The organism is Kitasatospora sp. NPDC089797 (assembly GCF_040684795.1).
Lineage (GTDB): Bacteria > Actinomycetota > Actinomycetes > Streptomycetales > Streptomycetaceae > Kitasatospora.
This window is the reverse complement of record NZ_JBFBGS010000028.1, coordinates 16,225-38,075: the sequence shown is the minus strand read 5'-3', so window position 1 is coordinate 38,075 and position 21,851 is coordinate 16,225. Positions and strand designations below refer to the sequence as shown.

Below are 21,851 nucleotides of genomic sequence, written 5' to 3'. Positions count from 1 at the left end.
GGCGGCGGTGGTTACCGCCGAGTTCGCGAAACAGCGGGGCAGGTCGAAGCGACTGCCCGACAGGGGAGCCCAGTAGTCGGGGGCGCTGCGGAGCGGAGCCGGGGAACCACACGTTCCTCCGGGGTGAATCGGCGCCAGGTCGGCCGCGGTTGGGGCCGGTGAGGCGTCGTAGGGCATGCTTCCGGCCCGAACCCGTCAGCTCACCCGGTAGGCGGACGTAGGAAGAAGGAGTCCGCCTTCGTGGCGTCCCATCGTCGTCCCAAGCCCGCCAGTCGCGCCCGTGTCTCGATCCTCACCGGCGTCGCCGCCGCGGCCGTCGCCCTCTCCGCGCAGTCCGGCGCGCACGCCGACCCGCAGCCGACCAAGGACCAGGTCAAGGAGCAGGTCGACCAGCTCAACGAGCAGGCCGAGCAGGCGACCGAGAAGTACAACGCCGCCCAGGAGAAGCAGCAGGAGCTGGAGAAGCAGGTCTCCGGCCTGCAGGACCAGGTGGCCCGGCAGCAGTCGCAGGTGACCGACCTCCAGGGCGGTCTCGCCGAGATCGCGAGCGAGCAGTACCGCAACGGGGGCATATCCCCGACCGTCCAGCTGATGTTCTCCTCCAGCCCGGACAACTTCCTCAACCAGGCCGGTGCGCTGAACCAGGCCGGCAGCACCCAGAAGAACCAGCTGAAGCAGCTCCAGGAGCAGCAGCGCAAGCTGGACCAGGACCGCACCGAGGCCCAGGGCAAGCTCGCCGAGCTGGAGTCGACCACCACTCAGCTGAAGGCCTCCAAGGACGAGGTCCAGAACAAGCTGAAGGCCGCCCAGGACCTGCTCAACACGCTGACCGAGCAGGAGCGCCAGGCGCTCAAGGCCGCCGAGGACAAGGCCGCCGCCGACGCCAAGGCCAAGGCCGACGCCGCCGCGAAGGCCGCCTCCCAGTCCGCCGGCTCCGACCGCGCCTCGCGCGACAGCAGCCGCGGCGACCTCGGCTCGGGCTCCTCGGCCGCGCCGGTCAAGGTCGCCCCGGGCAGCTCGCACGGTGCCGCCGCGCTGGCCGCCGCCGCCACCAAGGTCGGCAGCCCGTACGTCTGGGGCGCCACCGGCCCCGGCTCCTTCGACTGCTCCGGCCTGATGGTCTGGGCGTTCAACCAGGCCGGCGTGTCGCTGCCGCGCACCTCGCAGGAGCAGGCCGGCGCCGGCACCCGGATCGGCTCGGACATCTCCCAGGCGCAGCCCGGCGACATGCTGATCTTCTACGGCGACGCCCACCACGTCGGCATCTACGCCGGCAACGGTCAGGTGCTGCACGCTCCCAAGCCGGGTGCGTCGGTCCGCTACGAGGCCGTCTCCAACATGCCGCTGGCCTCCATCGTGCGGGTCTGACCTCGCTCGGTCGTCCGACCGGCCAGGCTTCCACGGGCCCGGTCCTCCAGTACGGAGGGCCGGGCCTGCGGCTTTTCCGGCGCCTCGGTCAGATGTCCGAATAGGGGTCAAATATTCGGGTCGGGAGGGGTTTGGACTCACTTGCCCGGACTCGCTAACGTCTGCCACCGGACTCCCGCTCGACGGCCGCCCACCGGGGCGCGGCCGCGGGGCCGCGCCGCAGGACTGGAGCCGCTGCCGCATGGCCGTGCACCGCCGTTCCCAACTGCTCGCCCGTGCGCTGGTACTGACCGCGGCCGCCACCACGGCCCTGGGCGTGGCGACCGCCGGAAGCGCCCAGGCCGCCCCCGGGGCGCCGGACGCGCCCGACCGCAAGGAGGTCAAGGCGCAGGTCGAGCAGCTGTACGACGAGGCCGAACAGGCTTCGGAGAAGTACAACGCCGCCCAGGAGGCGCAGAAGCGGCTCGTCGGCGAGACCACCACCCTCCAGGGCGAGGTGGCCGCGGCCCAGGAGCAGCTGAACGACCTGCGCGGCGACCTGGCCGCGGTGGCCGGGGCCGAGTACCGCAGCGGCGGGATGACCCAGACCGCCCAGCTGATGCTCTCCACCGACCCGGAGGGCTACCTCGCCCGCGCCCGCACCCTGGGCCAGGCCGCCGAGCGGCAGCAGGAGACGCTGCACGAGCTGGTCACCCGTCAGCGCCGGCTCGACCAGCGCCGCACCGAGACCGCGGCCAAGCTCTCCGAACTCGACCAGGCCCGCCGCACGCTCGCCGAGAACAAGCAGCAGATCCAGCAGCGGCTGGCCAAGGCCCAGAAGCTGCTCAACGGCCTGGGCGCCGCCGAGCGGGTCCGGATGGCGGCCCAGGACGCCCGGGAGGCCGAGCAGCGCGCCACCCGGGGCACCGACCGGCTGGACCTCGGCAACGCCCCGGCCGCCTCCGAGCGCGGGGCGGCCGCGCTGGCCGCGGCGGTGCGGATGGTCGGTTCGCCGTACGTCTACGGATCCACCGGGCCCCGCGCCTTCGACTGCTCCGGTCTGATGTACTACAGCTGGCGGCAGGCCGGAGTGACCCTGCCGCGGACCTCGCAGGCCCAGGCGTACGCCGGGCAGCGGATCAGCCTCTCCGAAGCGCGACCGGGAGACCTGGTGATCTTCTACCGGGACATGCACCACGTCGGGATGTACGCCGGCGGCGGGGTGATGGTGCACGCCCCGTACCCGGGCGCCAGGGTCCGGTACGAGAGCGTCAACGCGATGCCGGTCTCGGGGGTGGTCCGGCTCTGAGCGCGAACCCGGCCGGCGCCGACGGTCCCCTCCCGATAGACCGGCCGCGCCGGGTGCTGTCCCGGCGCGGTGCGCTGCTGCTGGCGGCCGGCGGGCTGGCCCAGCTGTCGCTGCCCCCGGCCGCCCCGGCGGCGCCGGGCGGGCGGGCCGTCGACCGGCGCGCCGAGGTGGCCGGGGTGCTGGCCGACCGGGCGCGCTCGCTGCCCGCCCGGTCGGGGCTCGCGGGCGCCGAGGCGGTGTACCGCAACCTGGTCGTCCCGTCCGGTCCGGCGTCGGCGGGCGGGCCGGAGCGGCTGACCGCGTCCGCGGAGCTGGCGCTGCGGATCGCCGGGTACGACGAGTACCCGGTGGTGTACCCGCGCCGGATCGAGCTGGTCCGGGACCCGGGCGGCTGGCGGGTCGAGCGCGAGGAGGCCGCCGGCGGGCCGCCGGCGCTCTGGGACCTCGGCCCGGTCCGGACCGCCTCCGGCGCCCACTGCCTGGTCCTCGGCCTCGCCGACGGCCCCGACCCGGCCGGGCTGGTCCCGGTGGGGGACCGCGCCGTGCCGGCCGTCAACGCGGTCTGGGGCGGCGCCTGGCCCGGCCGACTGCTGCTCGAACTGCCCGCCACCGAGCCGCAGTTCGCCCGGCTGCTGGACGCCGACCCGGCGGGCTGGACGGGCATGGCGGCGGTCACCGTGGCCGCCCCCGGTGCGCCCCGGCACACCCCGGCGGACCGGGTGGTGATCAACCCCGAGGCGTTCGGACGGCTCAGCGACTTCGGCCGCCAGGTGGTGGTCACCCATGAGACCACCCACGTCGCGACCCGGGCCGACACCCGGGCCTGGACCCCGCTCTGGCTCTCCGAGGGCGTCGCCGACTGGACCGCCTACCGCGACTCCGGGCGCCGCCCCCAGCAGATCGCCCCCGAGCTGACCCGGGACGTCCAGGCGGGGAGGCTGCCCACCGCGCTGCCCGCCGACGCGGACTTCGCCGCGGGCGCCACCGGAATCGCCCAGGCCTACGAGCAGTCCTGGCTCGCCTGCGACCTGATCGCCCGCCGCTACGGCACCGAGCGGCTGGTCGCCTTCTACCGGGCGGTCGGCGGGGACGACGGCCAGGGCGCGGACCGGGAGCAGCGGACGGACCGGCTGCTGCGCGAGGTGCTGGGCACCGGCTCGGCGGAGTTCACCCGGCTCTGGCTGGCCGAGGTGGCGGCCCTGAAGGGCTGACGACTGCGAGAGGGTCTCACGGCCGGGTTCAGCGGCCGTTCGAGGGCCGGACCCCCGCCGGGTGGTCGATGCCGTCCAGCAGGTCCTGCTCGTAGGCGATGCCCGGGCGCACCGGGTAGGCGGAGGCGGGCGGCAGGGCCGGCCGCTCGGGCAGCACCACGGTGGGCGGCAGCGGCTCGGCGGCGCGGGTGGAGCGCCAGAGCCGGATGCCGGAGAGCACGGCGGCGGTCAGCAGCAGCAGGTTGCGCAGCCCCAGCACGGTGATCGCCAGCGGTTCGCTGTTGAGCACCTGGGTGAACAGGGTCGGGAACTCGAGCAGGGTGAGCGGGCAGGCGAGCAGGATCAGCAGTGCCACCGGCCGCTGGCTGGTGCCGCGCACGGTCAGGCAGACCGCCGCGACGCCGATCAGCCAGACCAGGTACTGCGGGCTGATCACCCGGCTGGTCACCACGAAGATCAGCAGCGCGCACAGCGCCGCGTCGTACATGGTGGCCGCGTTGCGGCGGCGGGCCGTGAAGCGCCACAGCAGCAGCCACAGGAAGCCCAGCACGGTGCCCGCCATCATCACCTTGCTGATCACGGGGACCCACGGCCCGAGCATCTCGGGGGAGCCGTAGTTCATGGTGACCTTGCCGTCCCAGCCCCCGGCCATCCGGGCGATGTGCAGCGGCAGTGCGCCGACCGACTCGACCTCGATGCCGCGGGCCCCCTGGAAGGCCAGGAACCCGAAGGCGCCGTTCATTCCGGCCGCCAGCAGGAAGCCCACCGAGACGGCGGTGGCCGCGGCCAGCGTCCAGGCGCGGCGGGTGCGGCGGCCGGACGGGGTGCCGATCAGGCCGAGCAGCGGCCAGATCTTGATCACACCGCCCAGGCCCAGCAGCAGCCCGCCGATCGCCGGGCGGCGGATCAGTGCCAGCAGCCCGGCCAGGGTGAGCGCGGTGACCAGGATGTCGAAGCGGTTGTAGATCATCGGGCCGAGCAGCGGCACCGCGACCACCCACAGCCAGGCACCGGTCAGCGTCCGGCCCCGGCGCAGCCCGGTGCGGATCAGCAGCGCGGCCGCGGCGGCGTCGGCGATCCCGCAGATCACCCAGAACGACGTCAGGTACGACCAGGGCAGCAGGCCCGGCAGCAGGATCACCAGCGCGGCGCCGGGCGGGTACTGCCAGGTCACGTCGTCGAACGGGAAGGTGCCGGTCTGCAGCACGCCGTACCAGGCGTGGTAGATCATCCAGACGTCCGCGGTGACGTCGCCGCCGGGCGACTTCAGCACGCCGGTCATCAGCAGCACCAGCACGGTGCGGGTGGCCACCCAGGTCGCCCCGAGGGCGGCCAGCGCCCCGAGCGGGCGCCCGAGGCGGCCGCGCGAAGAACCGGACTCGGTGGCCGGGGCCAACTCCACTGCGCTCCCTCGTTCGTCTCGACGTCCTCACCGGAGGCGTCGTACGGACGGACGCCCGGGCCGCCGCGTCCGCGGCCTAGGTACTAGGACTGACCCGGGGGTCAAACGGTTGCCGTGCGCGGTTCCGTTCCCGGCGGGTCATGGTGTTGACCTATCGTACGGATCACCCAGCGGTACACCGAGCACCCCCCGACCGAGCGAGCCGTGGCCTGATGCACAGAACCTTGATCGTCACCAATGACTTCCCGCCCCGCCCGGGAGGCATCCAGGCCTTCGTGCACAACATGGCTGTCCGTCAGCCCGCCGGGAGCATCGTGGTGTACGCCTCGACCTGGCGGGACGGCACCGAGGTGCGGCGCTTCGACGCCGAGCAGCCGTTCCCGGTGATCCGGGACCGCACGAAGGTGATGGTTCCCACACCGCGGGTCACCCGGCGGGCCGCCGAGATCCTGCGCGCGGAGCAGTGCGACTCGGTCTGGTTCGGCGCGGCCGCCCCGCTCGGCCTGATGGCGCCCGCGCTGCGCCGGGCCGGGGCCGGGCGGCTGCTCGGCATGACCCACGGGCACGAGGCCGCCTGGGCGCAGCTGCCCGGCTCCCGGCAGCTGCTGCGGCGGATCGGTGCGGGCACCGACGTGCTGACCTACCTGGGCGAGTACACCCGCTCGCGGATCGCCGCCGCGGTCGGGCCGCGGGCCGCGGCCCGGATGGTGCAGCTGCCGCCGGGCGTGGACGAGACGACCTTCCACCCCGGCTCGGGGGGCGCCGAGGTGCGCCGCCGGCTGGGGCTGGCGGACCGCCCGGTGGTGGTCTGCGTCTCCCGGCTGGTGCCGCGCAAGGGCCAGGACACCCTGATCGAGGCGATGCCGCGGATCCTGGCGGACGTGCCGGACGCGGTGCTGCTGATCGTCGGCGGCGGGCCGTACCGGGCGGACCTGGAGAAGCTCGCGGACGCCAAGGGCGTGCGGGCCTCGGTGCGGTTCACCGGCTCGGTGCCCTGGGCGGAGCTGCCCGCCCACTACGGGGCCGGGGACGTCTTCGCGATGCCCTGCCGGACCAGGCGCGGCGGGCTGGACGTGGAGGGCCTGGGGATCGTCTACCTGGAGGCCTCGGCGACCGGCCTGCCGGTGGTCGCGGGGGACTCCGGCGGGGCGCCGGACGCGGTGCTGGAGGGCGAGACCGGGTACGTGGTGCCGGGCGGCTCGGCCGAGGCGTCCGCGGAGCGGATCGTCCGGCTGCTGCGGGACGAGGAGCTGCGCCGCCGGCTCGGTGAGGCCGGGCGGCGCTGGGTGGAGCGCTCCTGGCGCTGGGACCTGCTGGCCGGGCGGCTGACCTCGCTGCTCGCGGGCTGACCCGGCGAGGGGCCCCGGGGGAGTTCCCCGGGGCCCCTCGCCGTAGCGGTCCTACTTCTTGTAGAGCGCCTCGATCTCGGCGGCGAAGTCTTTCAGCACGACGTTGCGCTTGAGCTTGAGCGAGGGCGTCAGGTGGCCGCTCTCCTCGGAGAACTCGGTGTCCAGCAGGCGGAACTTCTTGACCGCCTCGGCGTGCGAGACGGCCGCGTTGCCGTCGTCCACCGCGGACTGCAGGGCGGCCAGCAGGTCCGGGTCGTCGGCCAGTTCGGCGACGGTGGCGGTGGCGGGCTTGCCGTTGAGCTCCTTCCACTTCGGGAAGAAGTCCGGGTCGACGGTGACCAGGCAGGCGATGAAGGGCTTGCGGTCGCCGACCACCATGACCTCGCCGACCAGGGCGTGGGCCCGGATGCGGTCCTCGATCACGGCCGGGGCGACGTTCTTGCCGCCCGCGGTGACGATGATCTCCTTCTTGCGGCCGGTGATGGTCAGGTACCCGTCGGAGTCCAGCGCGCCCAGGTCGCCGGTGGCGATCCAGCCGTCCTTGAGGGCGTCGGCGGTGGCCTGCGGGTTGTTCCAGTAGCCGGTGAAGACGTGCGGGCCCTTGAAGAAGACCTCGCCGTCCTCGGCGATCCGGACGGAGGCGCCGGGGACGGGCTGGCCGACCGTGCCGATCTTCGGCCTGTCCCACGGGTTGAAGGCGGTGGCCGCGCAGGTCTCGGTCAGGCCGTAGCCCTCCAGGACGGTGAAGCCGATGCCCCGGTAGAAGTGCCCCAGCCGCTCGCCGAGCGGGGCGCCGCCGGAGATCGCGTGGGTGGCCCGGCCGCCGAGGGCGGCGCGCAGCTTGCTGTAGACCAGCTTGTCGAAGACGGCGTGCTTGAGCCGCAGGACCAGGCCCGCGCCGCCGGCGTCCAGCGCCCGGCTGTAGGCGATCGCGGTGTCGGCGGCCTTGTCGAAGATCTTGCCCTTGCCGTCGGCCTGGGCCTTGGCGCGGGCGGTGTTGTAGACCTTCTCGAACACTCTGGGCACGCCCAGGATCAGGGTGGGCTTGAAGGCGGCCAGCTCGGCGGTGACGTCCCTGATGTCGGAGACGTGGCCCAGCTTGATCGGGGCCATCGCCGGGGCGATCTCGGCGATCCGGGCGAGCACGTGGGCCAGCGGGAGGAAGAGCAGCACCGAGCTCTCGCCGGTGCGGAACAGCGGGGCCAGGCGCTCGACCACGTTGCCGCACTCGGCCAGGAAGTTGCCGTGGGTCAGCTGACAGCCCTTCGGGCGGCCGGTGGTGCCCGAGGTGTAGACGATGGTGGCGATGTCGTCGGGGCCGGCGATCGAGCGGCGCTCCCGGACCGTCGCCTCCGGGACGTCCTGCCCGGCCTCGGCGAGCGCGGCCAGTGCGCCGCCCTCGATCTGCCAGGTGTGCTTCAGCTCCGGCAGCCGGTCGCGGACCTCGTCGACCACCCGGTCGTGCTGGGCGCTCTCGGTGATCACGGCGACCGCGCCGGAGTCGCCGAGGATCCACTCGACCTGCTCGGCGGAGGAGGTCTCGTACACCGGCACGGTGATCGCGCCGGCCGTCCAGATCGCGAAGTCCAGCAGCGTCCACTCGTACCGGGTGCGGGACATGACGCCCACCCGGTCGCCGGGTGCGATGCCCGCGGCGATCAGGCCCTTCGCGGCGGCGTGCACCTCGGCGAGGAACTGGACCGAGGTCAACTCCTGCCAGCGGCCGTCCACCTTCCGGCTGAGCACCGCGACGTCCGGGTGCTCCTCGGCGTTCCGGTGCACAGGGTCGGCGAGGTTACCGCCGCTCGGTACCTGATAGAGGGCCGGAAGGCTGAAGTCGAGCAAGACTGCTCCTCGTTCGCGACGCTGCGGGACGGCAGGACGTTACTGCCCGGTAGGCAGCTTCGACCAGAGGGGTCGGCCCCGGTGTTCGAAGTGTCACACCCGGCCGGGTCGGACCAGGCCGTGACCGGGTCGTTCGACTGGCACCCTACGACAGCCCCGTGGTGACCGGCCGGTAGCATGCCCGCCCGCCGGGCCCGCACGGCCCGTGGCCGGTGCCCCGGCCGCCGTCGCCGGTGCCCGTGCGGCCGAGTCGATCGCCGGTCGCGATAGCCTGCTCCGGGCGGATCGGATCGAGCGCGCCTCGACCGGACCGGCAGCCAGAGGGACGACGCGGAGGGCCATTCCATGGCGGAGCACACCAGGTCGAGCATCACCATCGACGCGACCCCGGCCACGGTCATGGCCGTGATCGCCGACTTCGCCGCCTACCCGGCCTGGACCGGCGAGGTCAAGGAGATCGAGGTCCTGGAGGCCGGCGAGGACGGCCGTGCCGCCAAGGTCCGCCTGCTGCTCGACGCCGGCGCCATCCGCGACGAGCACGTCCTCGCCTACACCTGGGACGGCGACCGCGAGGTCGGCTGGACCCTCGTCCGCAGCCAGATGCTCCGCTCACTGGACGGCTCCTACACCCTCGCCCCGCTGGCCGGCGGCCGGACCGAGGTCACCTACCAGCTCGCCGTGGACGTCAAGATCCCGATGCTCGGCATGATCAAGCGCAAGGCCGAGAAGGTCATCATCGACCGCGCGCTGGCCGGGCTGAAGAAGCGCGTCGAGGGCTGACGCGGCGGAACGGGGGCTGACGGCATGACGGCGAAACGCACCATCCTGGTCAGCGGCGACGCGGGCGCGCCCGCGGTGGCCGCCGCCACCGCCCTGCACGCCGCCGGGCAGGGCCACCGCACCTGGCTGCTGGCCGCCGACGACCCGCACCGCGCCCTGGACACCGCGCTCGGCGTCCGCCTGGAACCCGAACCGTACGGCTACGCGCCCGGCCTGACGGTCTCCCGGATCGACGAGCAGGCCGCCTTCCGCTACGCCGTCGGCGAGCTCACCGGCCGGCTCAAGCCCGCCCTCGACCTGCTCGGCGCCGAACAGCTCGACCCCGAGGAGCTGACCGCCCTCCCCGGCATCGCCCGGCTCGCCCTGCTGCGCGCCCTGCCCGCCGCCGACCAGGACGTCCTGGTGGTGCTCGCGCCGTCGCCCGCCGAACTGATCGCCACCCTCGCCCTGCCCGAGCAGCTGGCCCGCTACCTGGACCGGTTGGTCCCCGAGCAGCGCCAGGCCGCCCGGGCGCTGCGCCCGCTGCTGGCCGGGCTGGCCGGCGTCCCGATGCCCGCCGAGTGGCTGTACGAGGGGCGGACCAGGGCCGCCGCGGTGCTGGCCGAGTCCCGCGCCGCGATCGGCGACCCGGGCACCACCGTGCGCCTGGTGGTCTCCGCCGACGGCCACCCGTACGAGCAGCTGCGGCGGGTCCGGGCCGGGCTCGCGCTGTACGGGCACCGGCCGGACGCCGTCGTGGTGCACGGCGCGCTGCCGCCCGCCGCCCTCGCCTCGCCCGACCCCTGGCTGGCCGGGCTGGCCCGCCGCCGCCAGGAGGAACTGGACCGGCTCATCGCCGTGACGGACGCCCCGGTGCTGGTCACCGGCCCGGCCGAGGGCACCCTGGAGGCCGTCGCCGACCGCCTGTACGGGAACGCGCCCGGCCCCGAGCGGCTCGAACCGCAGCCCTGGCCGGTCGAGGACCGGCTCGCCGAGGAGGGCCTGCTGGTCTGGCACCTCGACCTGCCCGGCGCCGACCGCGCCGGTCTGGACCTGGTCCGCCGGGGCGACGACCTGGTGGTCGGCCTCGGCGCCCACCGCCGGGTGCTCCCGCTGCCCGCCGCACTGCGCCGCTGCACCGTCGCCGGGGCCGGACTGCACGAGGGCGTGCTCTCGGTGCGGTTCGCACCCGACCCGGCGCTCTGGCCGCAGGGCTGACGGGCGTTCCGGGCTTTTCGGGTGACCCGGCCGGTCGGGTAGCGTCGGGCCGAAGGGCCGCGGGGTGCGGCCACGGCTGAGGAGGCGCCCGCGATGACCAGCACCGACGACCGTACCGAGCCCGGCACGCAGCAGGACGGCGGGGCGCAGCAGGAGGGCGGCGGGGCGTCCCACCCGTTCGGGCCGGAGCTGGGCCCGCTGGTGGACGAGGTCCGCCGGTTCGCCACCGCCGTCGGCGAGAAGGCCCAGGAGGCCGGCGCCACCACCCTGATCGGCCTGTCCGGGCTGGCCGACCGGCTGCGCACCCAGCAGCCGGAGGTCTACACCCACCTCGCCGCGGCCGGCTCCGGGCTGGCCGCCGCGGGCGCCGAACTGCTGGCCGCCTACCGCGCCGCGGTGGCCGGGCACGAGCAGCGCTGGACCTCCGGGGAGGGGGCGCCGGTGGAGAAGATCGACCTCGACGCACCGGGCCGGGCGGCGGCCGCCGACGTCGACGGGGCCGACGGGGCTGACGGGCCGTCCGCCAAGCAGTGAATCCGTAACTTTCGGAGCGTGATCGCGTTGCTCTCTTACGTCACGAAGATGGAGATTAGATACGACTTTTGAAGCTTCACGGCCCGGCTTTCCCGGAATTGGCTTCGGATAATGTATGCGAGGCTGTGTACGGGGGCAGGGTTGGGCGGTACCGTTCCGTCCAGCGGGAACGAGTGAATAGCTGAGGGACACATGGCTCTGACCATCGGCGTCGATGTCGGCGGGACCAAGATCGCGGCAGGCGTGGTCGACGAGGCGGGCGCGATCCTCGCCCGGACCCGGGTGCCCACCCCGGCCGACCCGCAGTGGGCGGTCGACGCCATCGCGCAGGCCGTGCGCGAACTCAAGGAGCAGCACCCCGGCGTCAACGCCGTCGGCGTCGGCGCCCCCGGCTTCGTCGACAGCAACCGCTCCACGGTGATCTTCGCGCCCAACATCGACTGGGAGAACGAGCCGCTGCGCGGCCGGATCGAGGAGCTCACCGGCCTGTCCGCGGTGGTCGAGAACGACGCCAACTGCGCCGCCTGGGCCGAGTTCCGGTTCGGCGCGGCCGCCGACCACCAGGACATGGTGCTGATCACCGTCGGCACCGGCATCGGCGGCGGCATCGTGCTCGACGGACGGCTGCACCGCGGCCGCTTCGGCGTCGCCGGCGAGATCGGCCACCTCAACATGGTCCCGGACGGCCTGCAGTGCGGCTGCGGCGGCAAGGGCTGCTGGGAGCAGTACGGCTCCGGACGGGCGCTGCGCCGCTACGGCCGGGAGAAGGCGGCGGCCGACCCGGTGCGCGGCCGGCGGATGCTGGAGCTCAACGACGGTGTCGCCGAGACCATCCGCGGCATCCACATCACCGAGGCGGCCGAGGCGGGCGACCCGCTCGCCCTGGAGTGCTACGCCGAGCTCTCCGACTGGCTGGGCCGCGGCATGGCCGACCTGGCCGCGCTGTTCGACCCGGGCGTCTTCGTCCTCGGCGGCGGCGTCTCCGACTCCGGCCGGCTGCTGCTCGACCCGGTCGCCAAGGCCTTCGAGCACTACCTGACCGGCGGGGTGCACCGCCCGCGCGCCGAGGTCGTGCTCGCCTCGATGGGCTCCGCGGCCGGCATCGTCGGCGCGGCGGACCTCGCCCGCACCTGACCGTTCCCCACCTGCTGACCCCCTCCGCCGGTCCTCGGACCCGGAGGGGGCGTGAGACCCGCCGACGGCGGCGCGACCGGGCCCCGACCGCTCCCGGACGCGCCGCCGTCGTCGCACCGGGTCCCTCGTCCGGGCCCTGCCCGGCGCCCGACCCCGCGCGCTGATCCGCCGGGATCCGGCGGGGAGGCCCTAGCGTCCTCCGTGGTGACCGCACCCAGGGGAGGACCACAGATGACCGCCGTACCCGTCGAGCCGCCGCCGGGTGGCCCGCGCCGACTGCGCCTGCTCAGCTACAACATCCGCTCGCTGCGCGACGACCGGCGGGCGCTGGCGCGGGTGGTCCGGGCCTGCGCGCCCGACCTGGTCTGCATCCAGGAGTCGCCGCGCTACTGGCGCCCCGAGGGCCAGGCGGCCTGGCTGGCCCGCAGCACCGGGACGGTGGTCCTCGCCGGGGGCGGCCGGACCGCCGCGGGCCCGCTGCTGCTCGGCCGGCCCGGAGCGGTGGAACTGCTGGGCGTGCACGACCGGCTGCTGCCCAAGACCCGCGGCCTGCACGCCCGCGGCTTCGCCACGGCGCTGCTGCGGCTGCCGGGCGCCGCGCCGTTCGGCGTCACCAGCTGCCACCTCAGCCTGGACCCCGAGGAGCGGTACGGGCAGTTCGAGCTGCTGCTCGACCAGCTCGCGATCGCCGAACAGGGCATCGTGGCAGGGGACTTCAACGAACACCCGGACGGGCCCGGCTGGCAGCTGCTGGCCTCCCGGCTGCAGGACGGCCACCCGACCGCGCCGTGGGGCGGCGAGTTCACCTCCGTACCGGAGAACCCGTACCAGCGGATCGACGCGGTCTTCGCCACGCCCGGGATCACCGTGCTCGGCTGCGGGGTGCCGCACGGGCTGCCCGGTGTCACCGGGGCCGACCTGCGGGCCGCGACCGACCACCTGCCGGTGCTCGCCGTGCTCGAACTCCCGGAGGCCGTCTAGGGACAGGCCCCTAGACGACGGCGCCGTGGTCCGGGTCCTCCGGTTCGTCCTCGTCGCGGTCCTTCATCCGGGCGACCAGGGTGACGAAGCCGCCGAGGAAGGCGGTGATCCCGACCCACGCGGGCCAGCCGGAGATCTCCCGCCACACCACCGCGTCGATCAGCAGCAGCGCCGGGCCGCCGAGCACCGCGAGCCAGGCGAACTTGGCGGTCACGTCGGCGGGCGGCAGCGGCGGGGGCTCCGGCGGGACGAAGTGGCCCTCGTCGCTGTCCTCGGCCAGCTCGAAGTCGCGCGGGCCCGGGCCCGCGGCCGGGAGCACCGGGCGGCCCGAGCGGGGGCGGGGCTGCGGGGCGAGGTCGGCGACGTCGTCCGGTGCGCGGCCGTCCTTGGGGCCGGTCCCGTCCTTGTAGCCGCCCTTGAGCTCGTTCTGCGCCCGGAGGTTCTCGACCTCGGGCCAGTTGGGGTTGGTGAGGTCGACCGGGTCGTCGAACTGGGCGACCAGGGCGGCGAAGATCGCGTCCTGCTCGGCCTGGGTGCGCTCGGGGGTGCCGCGGCGCGGGCGGGGCTCCACCGGGGCGTCCGCTCCGGCAGTGTCCTCGGCGGCGGTGCCGTCGGTGCCCGCCGGGGGCGCCCCCGCGGAGCCCTGGACCGTGCCGTCCTGGACGGTGCCGTCGCCGTGGACGGTCGGGTCCTTCGGCGCTCCGTCCGTTCGAGCCCCGTCCGTCCGTCCGCCGTCCTCGCGGGCCTGGTCGTCCCCGCCGCCCGCCGTGCTGCTCTCGTGCACTTCCGGCCCTTCAGCCATGGTGATCGTCGGATTCGGCCCTGTCGGCGCCCGCCGCGTGCACGGGAGCCAGCCGTCGGATGAAGTCCAGGCTCGCCGCGAATATTTCCGCCGCGTCGTGGTCCAGCGTCGCGACGTGGAAGCTGCGCTGGCACAGCCGCTCCGTCACGTCGGTCGAGGATATCCGGGCCAGCACCAGTTCCGAGTTGGCCGGCGAGACGACGTGGTCCTGCGGACTGTGGAAGAGCAGCACCGGCTGGGTCACCTCGGGCAGCCGCCGCTGGACCTCCTGCCACAGCCGGCTCAGCGACCAGGCGGCGTGCAGCGGCGTCCGGTCGTAGCCGACTTCGCGCACGCCCGGCTTGTGGATGTCGTCGGTGATCCCCGGGATGCTCGGGACGAGGTGCCGGAGCACCGGGAGCAGCGCACCCGCGGGGTTGTCCGAGCGCACCGAGGGGTTGACCAGCACCAGCCCGGACACCGTCGGGCCGTGCTCCGCCGCCAGCCGCAGGGCCAGCGCGCCGCCCATCGACAGCGCGCAGACGAAGACCTGCTCGCACTCCTCGGCGAGGGTCGACAGCTCGCGCTCGACCGTCGCGTACCAGTCCTCCCACCGGGTGACCTGCATGTCCTGCCAACGCGTGCCGTGCCCCGGCAGCAACGGCAGCGAGACGGTGAACCCGGCAGCGGCCAGCTCGTCGGCCCACGGCCGCAGCGACTGCGGTGATCCGGTGAAGCCGTGGCACAGCAGCACCCCGACCGGTCCGCCCCGGTGGCGGTACGGTTCGGCACCGGGCAGCAGCGGCATGGCGGACTCCTTCGCGGGCGGGTGGCGCTGGGGGAGGGACGCTGGGAGGGGAGCTGCAGGAATCCGCATCGTCCCACGCCCCGCGCCGGGACGTACACCCCCTTCGGCGGGCCCGGGCACGGCGGACCGCCGCGGGGCATTAGGATCGACCGGTCCGCATAACAGGAGGCCCGGGTTGTTCTACCGACTGATGAAGATGATCGTCGCGCCACTGCTTCGGATCTTCTTCCGGCCGTGGATCGAGGGTGAGGAGAACATCCCCACCGAAGGTGCGGCGATCATCGCGAGCAACCACCTTTCCTTCTCGGACTCGTTCTTCTTCCCGGCGCTGATCAAGCGCCGGGTGACCTTCATCGCGAAGGCCGAGTACTTCAACACCCCCGGCCTCAAGGGCCGGCTGACCGCCGCCTTCTTCAAGGGCGTCGGCCAGCTGCCGGTGGACCGCTCGGGCGTGCGCGGCGCCGGCGAGGCCGCGATCCGCAGCGCCATCGCGGTGCTGGACCGCGGCGAGCTGTTCGGCGTCTACCCCGAGGGCACCCGCTCGCCCGACGGCAAGCTGTACCGCGGCAAGGTCGGCGGTCTGGCCCGCGTCGCGCTGGCCACCGGTGCGCCGGTCATCCCGGTCGCCATGATCGACACCGAGAAGGTGCAGCCGCCCGGCCAGGTGGTCCCGAACTTCGGCATCCGTCCGGGCATCCGGATCGGCCGGCCGCTGGACTTCTCCCGCTACCACGGCATGGAGAACGACCGTTTCATCCTCCGTTCGGTGACGGACGAGGTGATGTACGAGATCATGCGGCTCTCCGGCCAGGAGTACGTGGACATCTACGCGACCGCCGCCAAGCGGCAGATCGCCGACGAGAAGAAGAAGGCCGACGCCGAGCGCCGGGCCGCCGCGAAGGCGGAGAAGGCCGAGGCGGCGGAGGCGGCCGAGGCCGAGAAGGCGGCGGAAGCCGAGCAGGCCGGATCGCAGGACCAGCAGGGCACCGGGTCGGCCTGACCGACCCGGCCGGGGCCAGGGGAGGGGCCGGGGCATGACGGAGGGCGCGAGAACGGGCGCCGCGGTGGGCGGTGCGGTGGCGGCCGGCGGGATGTCCGTCGAGCTCCCGCTGTGGAAGGCGATCTCCTACTTCCGGGTGCTGGCCCTGTGCTACGCCCTGCTCCGGTACGTCAACTCGTACCTGCACTTCCTGCACCCGGTCGCGGGCTGGATCTACTTCGGCGCGCTGATCCTCTGGACGCTTGCCACCACCCGGGCCTTCGCCAACCCCCAGCGCTGCAACCGGTACGTCCTGGGCGTCGACCTGACGCTGGCCGTGACCGGCATCGTGATGAGCGGGCTGACCGACTCCCCGGCCCGGATCAGCCACGGCGCACCCACCCTGCCGACCATCTGGGCCGCCGGCACCGTGCTGGGCTTCGCCGCCAAGGGCGGCTGGCGCCCGGCGGCGGCGTCCGGTGCGGTGATCGGGGTCGCCAACATCCTCGGCCACGGCGGCCCGACCGGCGACAACGTGCACAACATCGTGCTGCTGCTGGTGGCCGGCTGCGCGATCGGCTACGTGATCGAGCTGGCCCGGGCCAGCGAGGCGACCCTCACCCGGGCGCTCCAGGTCGAGGCGGCCACCCGGGAACGGGAACGGCTCTCCCGGGACATCCACGACGGCGTGCTCCAGGTGCTCGCGCTGGTCCAGCGCCGGGGCGCGGAAGCCGGGGAGCACGACCGTGGGGACGACGGCGGCGGCGGCCGGGTCTTCGCCGAGCTGGGCCGGCTCGCCGGGGAACAGGAGCGCGCGCTGCGGGCGCTGATGACCGGCGGCCCGCTGCCCGCCCAGCGGCAGCCGGACACCGACCCCGCCGAGGCGTCCGACCCCGCCGAGGCGTCCGACCCCGCCGGGCCGACGGACCTGACCGCGCTGCTGCGCCGGTACACCGACGAGCGGATCACGCTCTCCGCCCCGGGCGGCCCGGTGCTGCTGCCCGCCCGGGCGGCGGGCGAGCTGGCCGCGGCGGTCGGCGCCGCCGTCGACAACGTCCGCCGGCACGCGGGGGAGTCGGCCCGGGCCTGGCTGCTGGTGGAGGACGAGCCGGCGGCCGTCACGGTCAGCATCCGCGACGACGGCCCGGGCTTCGCCCCCGGCCGGCTCGGCGAGGCGGAGCGGGCCGGGCGGCTGGGCGTCTCCCAGTCCATCCGCGGCCGGGTGCTGGATCTCGGCGGCACGGCCGAGCTGTACTCGGCGCCCGGGGAGGGCGTCGAGGTCGAACTGCGCGTTCCGAGGAAGGCCTCTCCATGACCGACCAGCCGATGACCGATCAGCCGACCACCGACCGGCCGGTGCGGGTGATGGTGGTGGACGACCACCCGATGTGGCGGGACGCCGTCTCGCGCGACCTGGCCGAGGCGGGCCTGGACGTGGTGGCCACGGCGGGCGACGGCGAGGAGGCGGTGCGCCGCGCCCGGGCCTGTTCGCCGCAGGTGGTGGTGCTGGACCTCAACCTGCCGCTGCTGTCCGGTGCCGAGGTGTGCCGTCAGGTGGTGGCGCAGGACCCGGCGGTGCGGGTGCTGGTGCTGTCGGCCAGCGGCGAGCACCAGGACGTGCTGGAGGCGGTGAAGTCGGGCGCGACCGGGTACCTGGTGAAGTCGGCCGGGCGGGAGGAACTGCTGGACGCGGTGCGGCGCACGGCGGTCGGCGACGCGGTGTTCACCCCGGGCCTGGCCGGTCTGGTGCTCGGCGAGTTCCGCCGGCTGGCCACCGAGCCGGCCCCGGCCTCGGCGCCGGCGGCGCCGCAGCTGACCGCCCGGGAGACCGAGGTGCTCCGGCTGGTCGCCAAGGGCCTGTCGTACCGCCAGATCGCCGACCGGCTGGTGCTGTCGCACCGGACGGTGCAGAACCACGTGCAGAACACGCTGGGCAAGCTGCAGCTGCACAACCGGGTGGAGCTGGTCCGGTACGCGATCGAGCAGGGGCTGGACGAGGAGCTCTGACGAAGTCCCGCGGGGCCTCCGGGCGTTGGCCCGGAGGCCCGGCGACTCGTGGGCCGCTCGGGGGAGTTGCCCGGCGCTCCGGGCGACTCCTCAGCCGCGTACGGCCGTCGCCTCCCGGAGCAGGGCCGCGACGATGTCCACGCCCTCCCGGGTGAGCACCGACTCGGGGTGGAACTGGAGGCCCGCGAAGCCGGGCCCGCGCAGTGCGTGGACGTCCCCGGTGGCGGCGTCCCGGGCGACCTCGACGCCCTCGGCGGCGAGCCGGGCCGCGTCCGCGTCCGTGCAGCGCGCGGTGAAGGTGTTGTAGAACCCGACCGTCCGCTTGGTGCCGAACAGGTCGACGGTCTCCTGCGCGCCCTGGTACGGGACGGCCTTGCGGCCCAGCGCGAGCCCGAGTTCGGCGGCGAGCAGCTGGTGGCTGAGGCAGACCGCGAGCAGTGGGGCCGTCCGGGCGCCGGAGCGGACGGCGGCCAGGGCGTCGGCCACGACCGGGCGCAGCACCGCCATCTTGGGGTCGTCGGCGACCGCCGGGTCGCCCGGGCCGGGGCCGAGCACCAGCGGGCCGCGGTGCGCCGCGACCAGCTCGCGCAGGCCCGGCTCGTCGAACCGGACCACGGTGACCCGGTGGCCGAGCGAGGTCAGCAGGTGGGACAGCATCGAGGTGAAGGTGTCCTCGCCGTCCACGACCAGGGTCGGCAGCGCCTCGGTGACCCGGGACGGCGCCTGCATCCGCAGCCAGAACGGCGCGAGGTCGGCCCGGCGGGCGTCCAGGGCGGCCTGCACCCGGTGGTGGTCGGCGAGCCGGGGCCCGCCGGAGCGGGACAGCCGGGCGGGGGCGGGCCGGGCGCCGATCGCGGTGAGCACCCCGGCGGCCTTGGCGTGGGTCTCGGCGACCTCGGACTCCGGGACGGAGTGGCGCACCAGGGTGGCGCCCACCCGGACGACCAGCCGCCCGGTGGCCGGGTCGATGTCGGCGGTGCGGATGCAGATCGGCGAGTCCAGCAGCTGCCCGCCGCTCGCCGAGCGCCCGATCAGGGCGAGCGCGCCGGAGTAGTAGCCGCGCCCGGTGGGCTCGTAGCGGCGGATCACCCGGGTGGCGTTCTGCACCGGGCTGCCGGTGACGGTGGCGGCGAACATCGTCTCGCGCAGCACCTCGCGGACGTCCATCGAGGTGCGTCCGCGCAGCTCGTACTCGGTGTGGGCGAGGTGGGACATCTCCTTGAGCCGGGGGCCGAGCACCTGGCCGCCGAGGTCGCCGACGGTGCACATCATCTTCAGCTCCTCGTCGACCACCATGGTGAGCTCCTCCAGCTCCTTGGGGTCGTGCAGGAACGTGAGCAGCGAGTCGAGGTCGGAGCCGCCGGCCGGATAGCGGTAGGTGCCGGAGATCGGGTTCATCACGACGGTGCCGCCGCTCTGCCGGACGTGCACCTCGGGGGAGGCGCCGACCAGGACGCGGTCCCCGGTGTGCACCAGGTAGGTCCAGTAGGCACCGCGCTCCTGCTCCAGCAGCCGGCGGAACAGCGTGAGGGCGAGGGCCGGGGAGTAGTCGTCCAGGGTGGCGTGGAAGTCCCGCCGGATCACGAAGTTGGCGCCCTCGCCGTTGCCGATCTCGTCCCGGATCACCCGGCGGACGATCGCCGCGTACGCCTCGTCGTCCACGTCGAACGCGCCGCCGGAGAGCGAGACCGGCAGGTGCGGCAGGGCGGTGGTGAATTCGGCCAGCGGCAGGGCGTGCTGCTCGGTCACCGCGAGGGCCTGCAGCGGGGTGCCGTCGTCGTGCGCCTCGAAGCCGCGCTCGCGGATCTGCCGGTACGGGACCAGCGCGAGCAGGTCGTGGACCGGCCCGGCGGCCGGGATGCCCGCCCGGACCGGCAGGTCGGCGAGGTTCCGGTAGCTGTCGACAGTGCCCAGCAGCACCTCGACGGTGTCCGGGGCGTGCCGGGGGGTGCGGCGGTGCAGCAGGGCGAAGGCGGGTGCGCCGGGGGCGGTGAGGCGGGCGAGCAGCTCGGCGGGGGTGGTCACGAGTACGGCTTCCTTCCGGGGTGGATGGCGAGGCGGTGCTGGTTCCGCTCCCGGAGGGCCGTCTGCTCGGACGCACGACGGCCGCCCCGAGGGGCGGCCGTCGTGTTCGTCTAGGAACGCGCGATCTGTGGGCCACCCAGGGGGGAGGCCCACCACCAGGAGTGGGTGTGGGGCGCGTGCATGGGGTCGAGCCTAGCGGATGGGGCCGTCCGGGTGAGCCGGCTCACGCGCATTGTCCGAGACGTGTCTCATCCCTCGGGCAATGGTCACGAATCACTCGCGGCACCCCGTAGCCTTGCCGTGTGACCGCAACGACTGAGAACACGAGGACTGGCCACTCCTGGCAGTCCCTGCCCGCGGCGCAGCAGCCTGAGTGGCCGGACCAAGAGGCTCTGCGCAAGACCCTTGCCGAGCTCGCCTCCTATCCGCCGCTCGTCTTCGCCGGTGAGTGCGACCAGCTGCGCGCCCGGCTCGGTGCCGTGGCACGGGGCGAGGCCTTCCTCCTCCAGGGCGGCGACTGCGCGGAGGCCTTCGACGGCGTGTCCGCGGAGCACATCCGCAACAAGCTGAAGACCCTGCTGCAGATGGCCGCAGTGCTCACGTACGCCGCCTCGGTGCCGGTCGTGAAGGTCGGCCGGATCGCCGGCCAGTACTCCAAGCCGCGTTCGAAGTCGACCGAGACCCGCGACGGCGTGACCCTGCCGGTCTACCGCGGCGACTCGGTGAACGGCTTCGAGTTCACCCCCGAGTCCCGGATCCCGGACCCGGAGCGCCTGAAGCGGATGTACAACGCGTCCGCTGCGACGCTGAACCTGGTGCGCGCCTTCACCACCGGTGGTTACGCCGACCTGCGCCAGGTGCACGCCTGGAACCAGGACTTCGTGCGCAACTCGCCGGCCGGCCAGCGGTACGAGCAGCTCGCCCGGGAGATCGACAACGCCCTGGCGTTCATGAACGCCTGCGGCGTGGCGCCGGAGGAGTTCAAGACCGTCGAGTTCTTCTCCTCGCACGAGGCGCTGATCCTGGACTACGAGACCGCGCTGACCCGCGTGGACTCGCGCACCGGTGAGCTGTACGACGTCTCCGGCCACATGGTGTGGATCGGTGAGCGCACCCGCCAGCTGGACCACGCGCACATCGAGTTCGCGTCGAAGATCCGCAACCCGATCGGGGTCAAGCTCGGCCCGACCACCTCGGTGGACGAGGCGCTCACCCTGATCGAGAAGCTGGACCCGGAGCGCGAGCCCGGCCGCCTGACCTTCATCACCCGGATGGGTGCGGGCAAGGTCCGCGACCACCTGCCCACCCTGGTGGAGAAGGTCACCGCCTCCGGCGCCAAGCCGGTGTGGATCTGCGACCCGATGCACGGCAACACCTTCGAGGCCTCCAGCGGGCACAAGACCCGGCGCTTCGACGACGTGCTGGACGAGGTCAAGGGCTTCTTCGAGGTGCACCGCGCCCTCGGCACCCACCCGGGCGGCATCCACGTGGAGCTGACCGGCGACGACGTCACCGAGTGCGTGGGCGGCGGCGACGAGGTGCTGGTGGACGACCTGCACCAGCGCTACGAGACGGCCTGCGACCCGCGGCTCAACCGCAGCCAGTCGCTGGACCTGGCGTTCCTGGTGGCGGAGATGTACCGCGGCCAGTGATCCGACGGCCCTGATGTGACGAAAGCCCCTCCGGATTCGGGGTCACCGAGTCCGGAGGGGCTTCTTCGTGCCCGTTTCGCCAGGTAAGGTGAGGCTCAGTGAACTAAGGCAAGCCTTAGTCAAGATCCACTCCGCGCTTCACCGCGCTTCACCCAGGGAGAGACCGCGATGTACGTGTGCATGTGCCATGCGGTCACCGAGGCCCAGGTGAAGACGGCGATCGACGCGGGCGCCTCCACCCCGCGCCAGATAGCGAAGGGCTGCAAGGCCGGGACGGACTGCGGCTCCTGCGTCCGCCGGATCCAGGCGCTGCTCGGCGAGCACGGCGCCCGGCCCTGTCCGACCGCCCGGCTGGCGGCGAAGCTCGGCCTCGCCGACCCGGAGGACCGGGCCGTCCCCGAGCCGGCCGCCCCCGGGGTGGACGTCCCGGCGGCCCCGATGATGCCGGCGGCCCCGATCGCACCGGTGCTCCCGCTGCGGGTCGCCTAGGGTCCGGCAAGGATCCGAGGG

The 21,851-nt window shown here is 74.1% G+C and carries 19 protein-coding genes and 1 riboswitch; of the genes, 14 read left to right on the top strand and 5 right to left on the bottom strand.

The genetic code is table 11. The annotated features are described in order from the left end of the window. Positions 1-73 precede the first annotated feature (73 nt). A riboswitch (cyclic di-AMP (ydaO/yuaA leader) is annotated at positions 74-230 on the top strand. A gap of 10 nt (positions 231-240) precedes the next feature. From AB0O91_RS23125 to AB0O91_RS23115, 3 genes are all read left to right on the top strand, one after another. Next, the gene (locus AB0O91_RS23125) at positions 241-1,368 is read left to right on the top strand and encodes an NlpC/P60 family protein (protein WP_363436114.1); all 1,128 of its coding nucleotides are present in this window, start codon (positions 241-243) and stop codon (positions 1,366-1,368) included. A 241-nt stretch (positions 1,369-1,609) separates the two neighbouring features. Then, a complete protein-coding gene (locus AB0O91_RS23120) occupies positions 1,610-2,656 on the top strand; it encodes an NlpC/P60 family protein (RefSeq protein WP_363436112.1) in 1,047 nt (348 codons plus the stop codon). Positions 2,657-2,709: 53 nt separating this feature from the next. Beyond that, positions 2,710-3,867, top strand: coding sequence for a hypothetical protein (locus tag AB0O91_RS23115; RefSeq protein ID WP_363436110.1), 1,158 nt, complete (start codon positions 2,710-2,712; stop codon positions 3,865-3,867). Positions 3,868-3,895: 28 nt separating this feature from the next. Here AB0O91_RS23115 and AB0O91_RS23110 read toward each other — a convergent pair whose 3' ends face one another. Beyond that, positions 3,896-5,269: a glycosyltransferase 87 family protein gene (locus AB0O91_RS23110; RefSeq protein WP_363436109.1), complete on the bottom strand. Its 1,374-nt coding sequence runs from the start codon at positions 5,267-5,269 to the stop codon at positions 3,896-3,898. A 212-nt stretch (positions 5,270-5,481) separates the two neighbouring features. Between AB0O91_RS23110 and AB0O91_RS23105 the strand changes: the two genes are divergently transcribed. After that, on the top strand, positions 5,482-6,618 hold the full coding sequence (locus tag AB0O91_RS23105) for a glycosyltransferase family 4 protein (protein ID WP_363436107.1): 1,137 nt from the start codon (positions 5,482-5,484) through the stop codon (positions 6,616-6,618). A 51-nt stretch (positions 6,619-6,669) separates the two neighbouring features. Here the strand turns inward: AB0O91_RS23105 and AB0O91_RS23100 are convergent, their stop codons facing one another. Continuing rightward, complete coding sequence (locus AB0O91_RS23100) at positions 6,670-8,463, bottom strand: AMP-dependent synthetase/ligase (RefSeq protein WP_363436105.1); 1,794 nt, start codon at positions 8,461-8,463, stop codon at positions 6,670-6,672. Positions 8,464-8,808: 345 nt separating this feature from the next. On the opposite strand from AB0O91_RS23100, the gene AB0O91_RS23095 reads away from it, so the two are divergent. The 5 genes from AB0O91_RS23095 (at position 8,809) to AB0O91_RS23075 (ending at position 13,089) form a co-directional block, all read left to right on the top strand. Further along, positions 8,809-9,243, top strand: coding sequence for an SRPBCC family protein (locus tag AB0O91_RS23095; RefSeq protein WP_363436103.1), 435 nt, complete (start codon positions 8,809-8,811; stop codon positions 9,241-9,243). Between the two features lie 24 nt (positions 9,244-9,267). Continuing rightward, complete coding sequence (locus tag AB0O91_RS23090) at positions 9,268-10,440, top strand: ArsA-related P-loop ATPase (protein WP_363436101.1); 1,173 nt, start codon at positions 9,268-9,270, stop codon at positions 10,438-10,440. A gap of 93 nt (positions 10,441-10,533) precedes the next feature. Continuing rightward, positions 10,534-10,974: a DUF5304 family protein gene (locus AB0O91_RS23085; RefSeq protein ID WP_363436099.1), complete on the top strand. Its 441-nt coding sequence runs from the start codon at positions 10,534-10,536 to the stop codon at positions 10,972-10,974. 192 nt (positions 10,975-11,166) lie between these two features. Next, the gene (locus AB0O91_RS23080) at positions 11,167-12,108 is read left to right on the top strand and encodes an ROK family glucokinase (RefSeq protein ID WP_363436098.1); all 942 of its coding nucleotides are present in this window, start codon (positions 11,167-11,169) and stop codon (positions 12,106-12,108) included. Between the two features lie 231 nt (positions 12,109-12,339). Next, positions 12,340-13,089: an endonuclease/exonuclease/phosphatase family protein gene (locus AB0O91_RS23075; RefSeq protein WP_363436096.1), complete on the top strand. Its 750-nt coding sequence runs from the start codon at positions 12,340-12,342 to the stop codon at positions 13,087-13,089. A 10-nt stretch (positions 13,090-13,099) separates the two neighbouring features. Here AB0O91_RS23075 and AB0O91_RS23070 read toward each other — a convergent pair whose 3' ends face one another. After that, entirely contained in the window at positions 13,100-13,873 is a 774-nt protein-coding gene (locus tag AB0O91_RS23070) for a hypothetical protein (RefSeq protein ID WP_363436094.1), read from the bottom strand. A 10-nt stretch (positions 13,874-13,883) separates the two neighbouring features. After that, positions 13,884-14,678: an alpha/beta fold hydrolase gene (locus AB0O91_RS23065; protein WP_363436093.1), complete on the bottom strand. Its 795-nt coding sequence runs from the start codon at positions 14,676-14,678 to the stop codon at positions 13,884-13,886. A gap of 175 nt (positions 14,679-14,853) precedes the next feature. Here AB0O91_RS23065 and AB0O91_RS23060 point away from each other — a divergent pair, with 175 nt between their 5' ends. The 3 genes from AB0O91_RS23060 to AB0O91_RS23050 are packed head-to-tail and all read left to right on the top strand — an operon-like array spanning position 14,854 to position 17,664. Beyond that, positions 14,854-15,678 carry a lysophospholipid acyltransferase family protein gene (locus AB0O91_RS23060; RefSeq protein WP_363436092.1) on the top strand — a complete coding sequence of 275 codons (825 nt, stop codon included), beginning with the start codon at positions 14,854-14,856 and terminating at the stop codon, positions 15,676-15,678. A 34-nt stretch (positions 15,679-15,712) separates the two neighbouring features. Continuing rightward, entirely contained in the window at positions 15,713-16,972 is a 1,260-nt protein-coding gene (locus AB0O91_RS23055; protein WP_363436090.1) for a DUF5931 domain-containing protein, read from the top strand. Between the two features lie 11 nt (positions 16,973-16,983). Further along, complete coding sequence (locus tag AB0O91_RS23050) at positions 16,984-17,664, top strand: response regulator transcription factor (RefSeq protein ID WP_363436223.1); 681 nt, start codon at positions 16,984-16,986, stop codon at positions 17,662-17,664. A gap of 90 nt (positions 17,665-17,754) precedes the next feature. Here the strand turns inward: AB0O91_RS23050 and AB0O91_RS23045 are convergent, their stop codons facing one another. Further along, on the bottom strand, positions 17,755-19,689 hold the full coding sequence (locus AB0O91_RS23045) for an anthranilate synthase family protein (protein ID WP_363436088.1): 1,935 nt from the start codon (positions 19,687-19,689) through the stop codon (positions 17,755-17,757). A gap of 302 nt (positions 19,690-19,991) precedes the next feature. On the opposite strand from AB0O91_RS23045, the gene AB0O91_RS23040 reads away from it, so the two are divergent. Both AB0O91_RS23040 and AB0O91_RS23035 read left to right on the top strand, forming a co-directional pair. After that, a complete protein-coding gene (locus AB0O91_RS23040; RefSeq protein ID WP_363436086.1) occupies positions 19,992-21,341 on the top strand; it encodes a class II 3-deoxy-7-phosphoheptulonate synthase in 1,350 nt (449 codons plus the stop codon). 168 nt (positions 21,342-21,509) lie between these two features. Next, the gene (locus tag AB0O91_RS23035) at positions 21,510-21,830 is read left to right on the top strand and encodes a (2Fe-2S)-binding protein (RefSeq protein WP_363436084.1); all 321 of its coding nucleotides are present in this window, start codon (positions 21,510-21,512) and stop codon (positions 21,828-21,830) included. The last annotated feature ends 21 nt before the right edge of the window (positions 21,831-21,851 follow it).

Excerpts from the sequence above, each read along its gene's own strand:
- AB0O91_RS23120 (WP_363436112.1), top strand. The coding sequence starts at position 1,610 with ATGGCCGTGCACCGCCGTTCCCAACTGCTCGCCCGTGCGCTGGTACTG.
- AB0O91_RS23105 (WP_363436107.1), top strand. The coding sequence starts at position 5,482 with ATGCACAGAACCTTGATCGTCACCAATGACTTCCCGCCCCGCCCGGGA.
- AB0O91_RS23095 (WP_363436103.1), top strand. The coding sequence starts at position 8,809 with ATGGCGGAGCACACCAGGTCGAGCATCACCATCGACGCGACCCCGGCC.
- AB0O91_RS23090 (WP_363436101.1), top strand. The coding sequence starts at position 9,268 with ATGACGGCGAAACGCACCATCCTGGTCAGCGGCGACGCGGGCGCGCCC.
- AB0O91_RS23085 (WP_363436099.1), top strand. The coding sequence starts at position 10,534 with ATGACCAGCACCGACGACCGTACCGAGCCCGGCACGCAGCAGGACGGC.
- AB0O91_RS23080 (WP_363436098.1), top strand. The coding sequence starts at position 11,167 with ATGGCTCTGACCATCGGCGTCGATGTCGGCGGGACCAAGATCGCGGCA.
- AB0O91_RS23075 (WP_363436096.1), top strand. The coding sequence starts at position 12,340 with ATGACCGCCGTACCCGTCGAGCCGCCGCCGGGTGGCCCGCGCCGACTG.
- AB0O91_RS23065 (WP_363436093.1), bottom strand. The coding sequence starts at position 14,678 with ATGCCGCTGCTGCCCGGTGCCGAACCGTACCGCCACCGGGGCGGACCG.
- AB0O91_RS23055 (WP_363436090.1), top strand. The coding sequence starts at position 15,713 with ATGACGGAGGGCGCGAGAACGGGCGCCGCGGTGGGCGGTGCGGTGGCG.
- AB0O91_RS23050 (WP_363436223.1), top strand. The coding sequence starts at position 16,984 with ATGACCGATCAGCCGACCACCGACCGGCCGGTGCGGGTGATGGTGGTG.
- AB0O91_RS23035 (WP_363436084.1), top strand. The coding sequence starts at position 21,510 with ATGTACGTGTGCATGTGCCATGCGGTCACCGAGGCCCAGGTGAAGACG.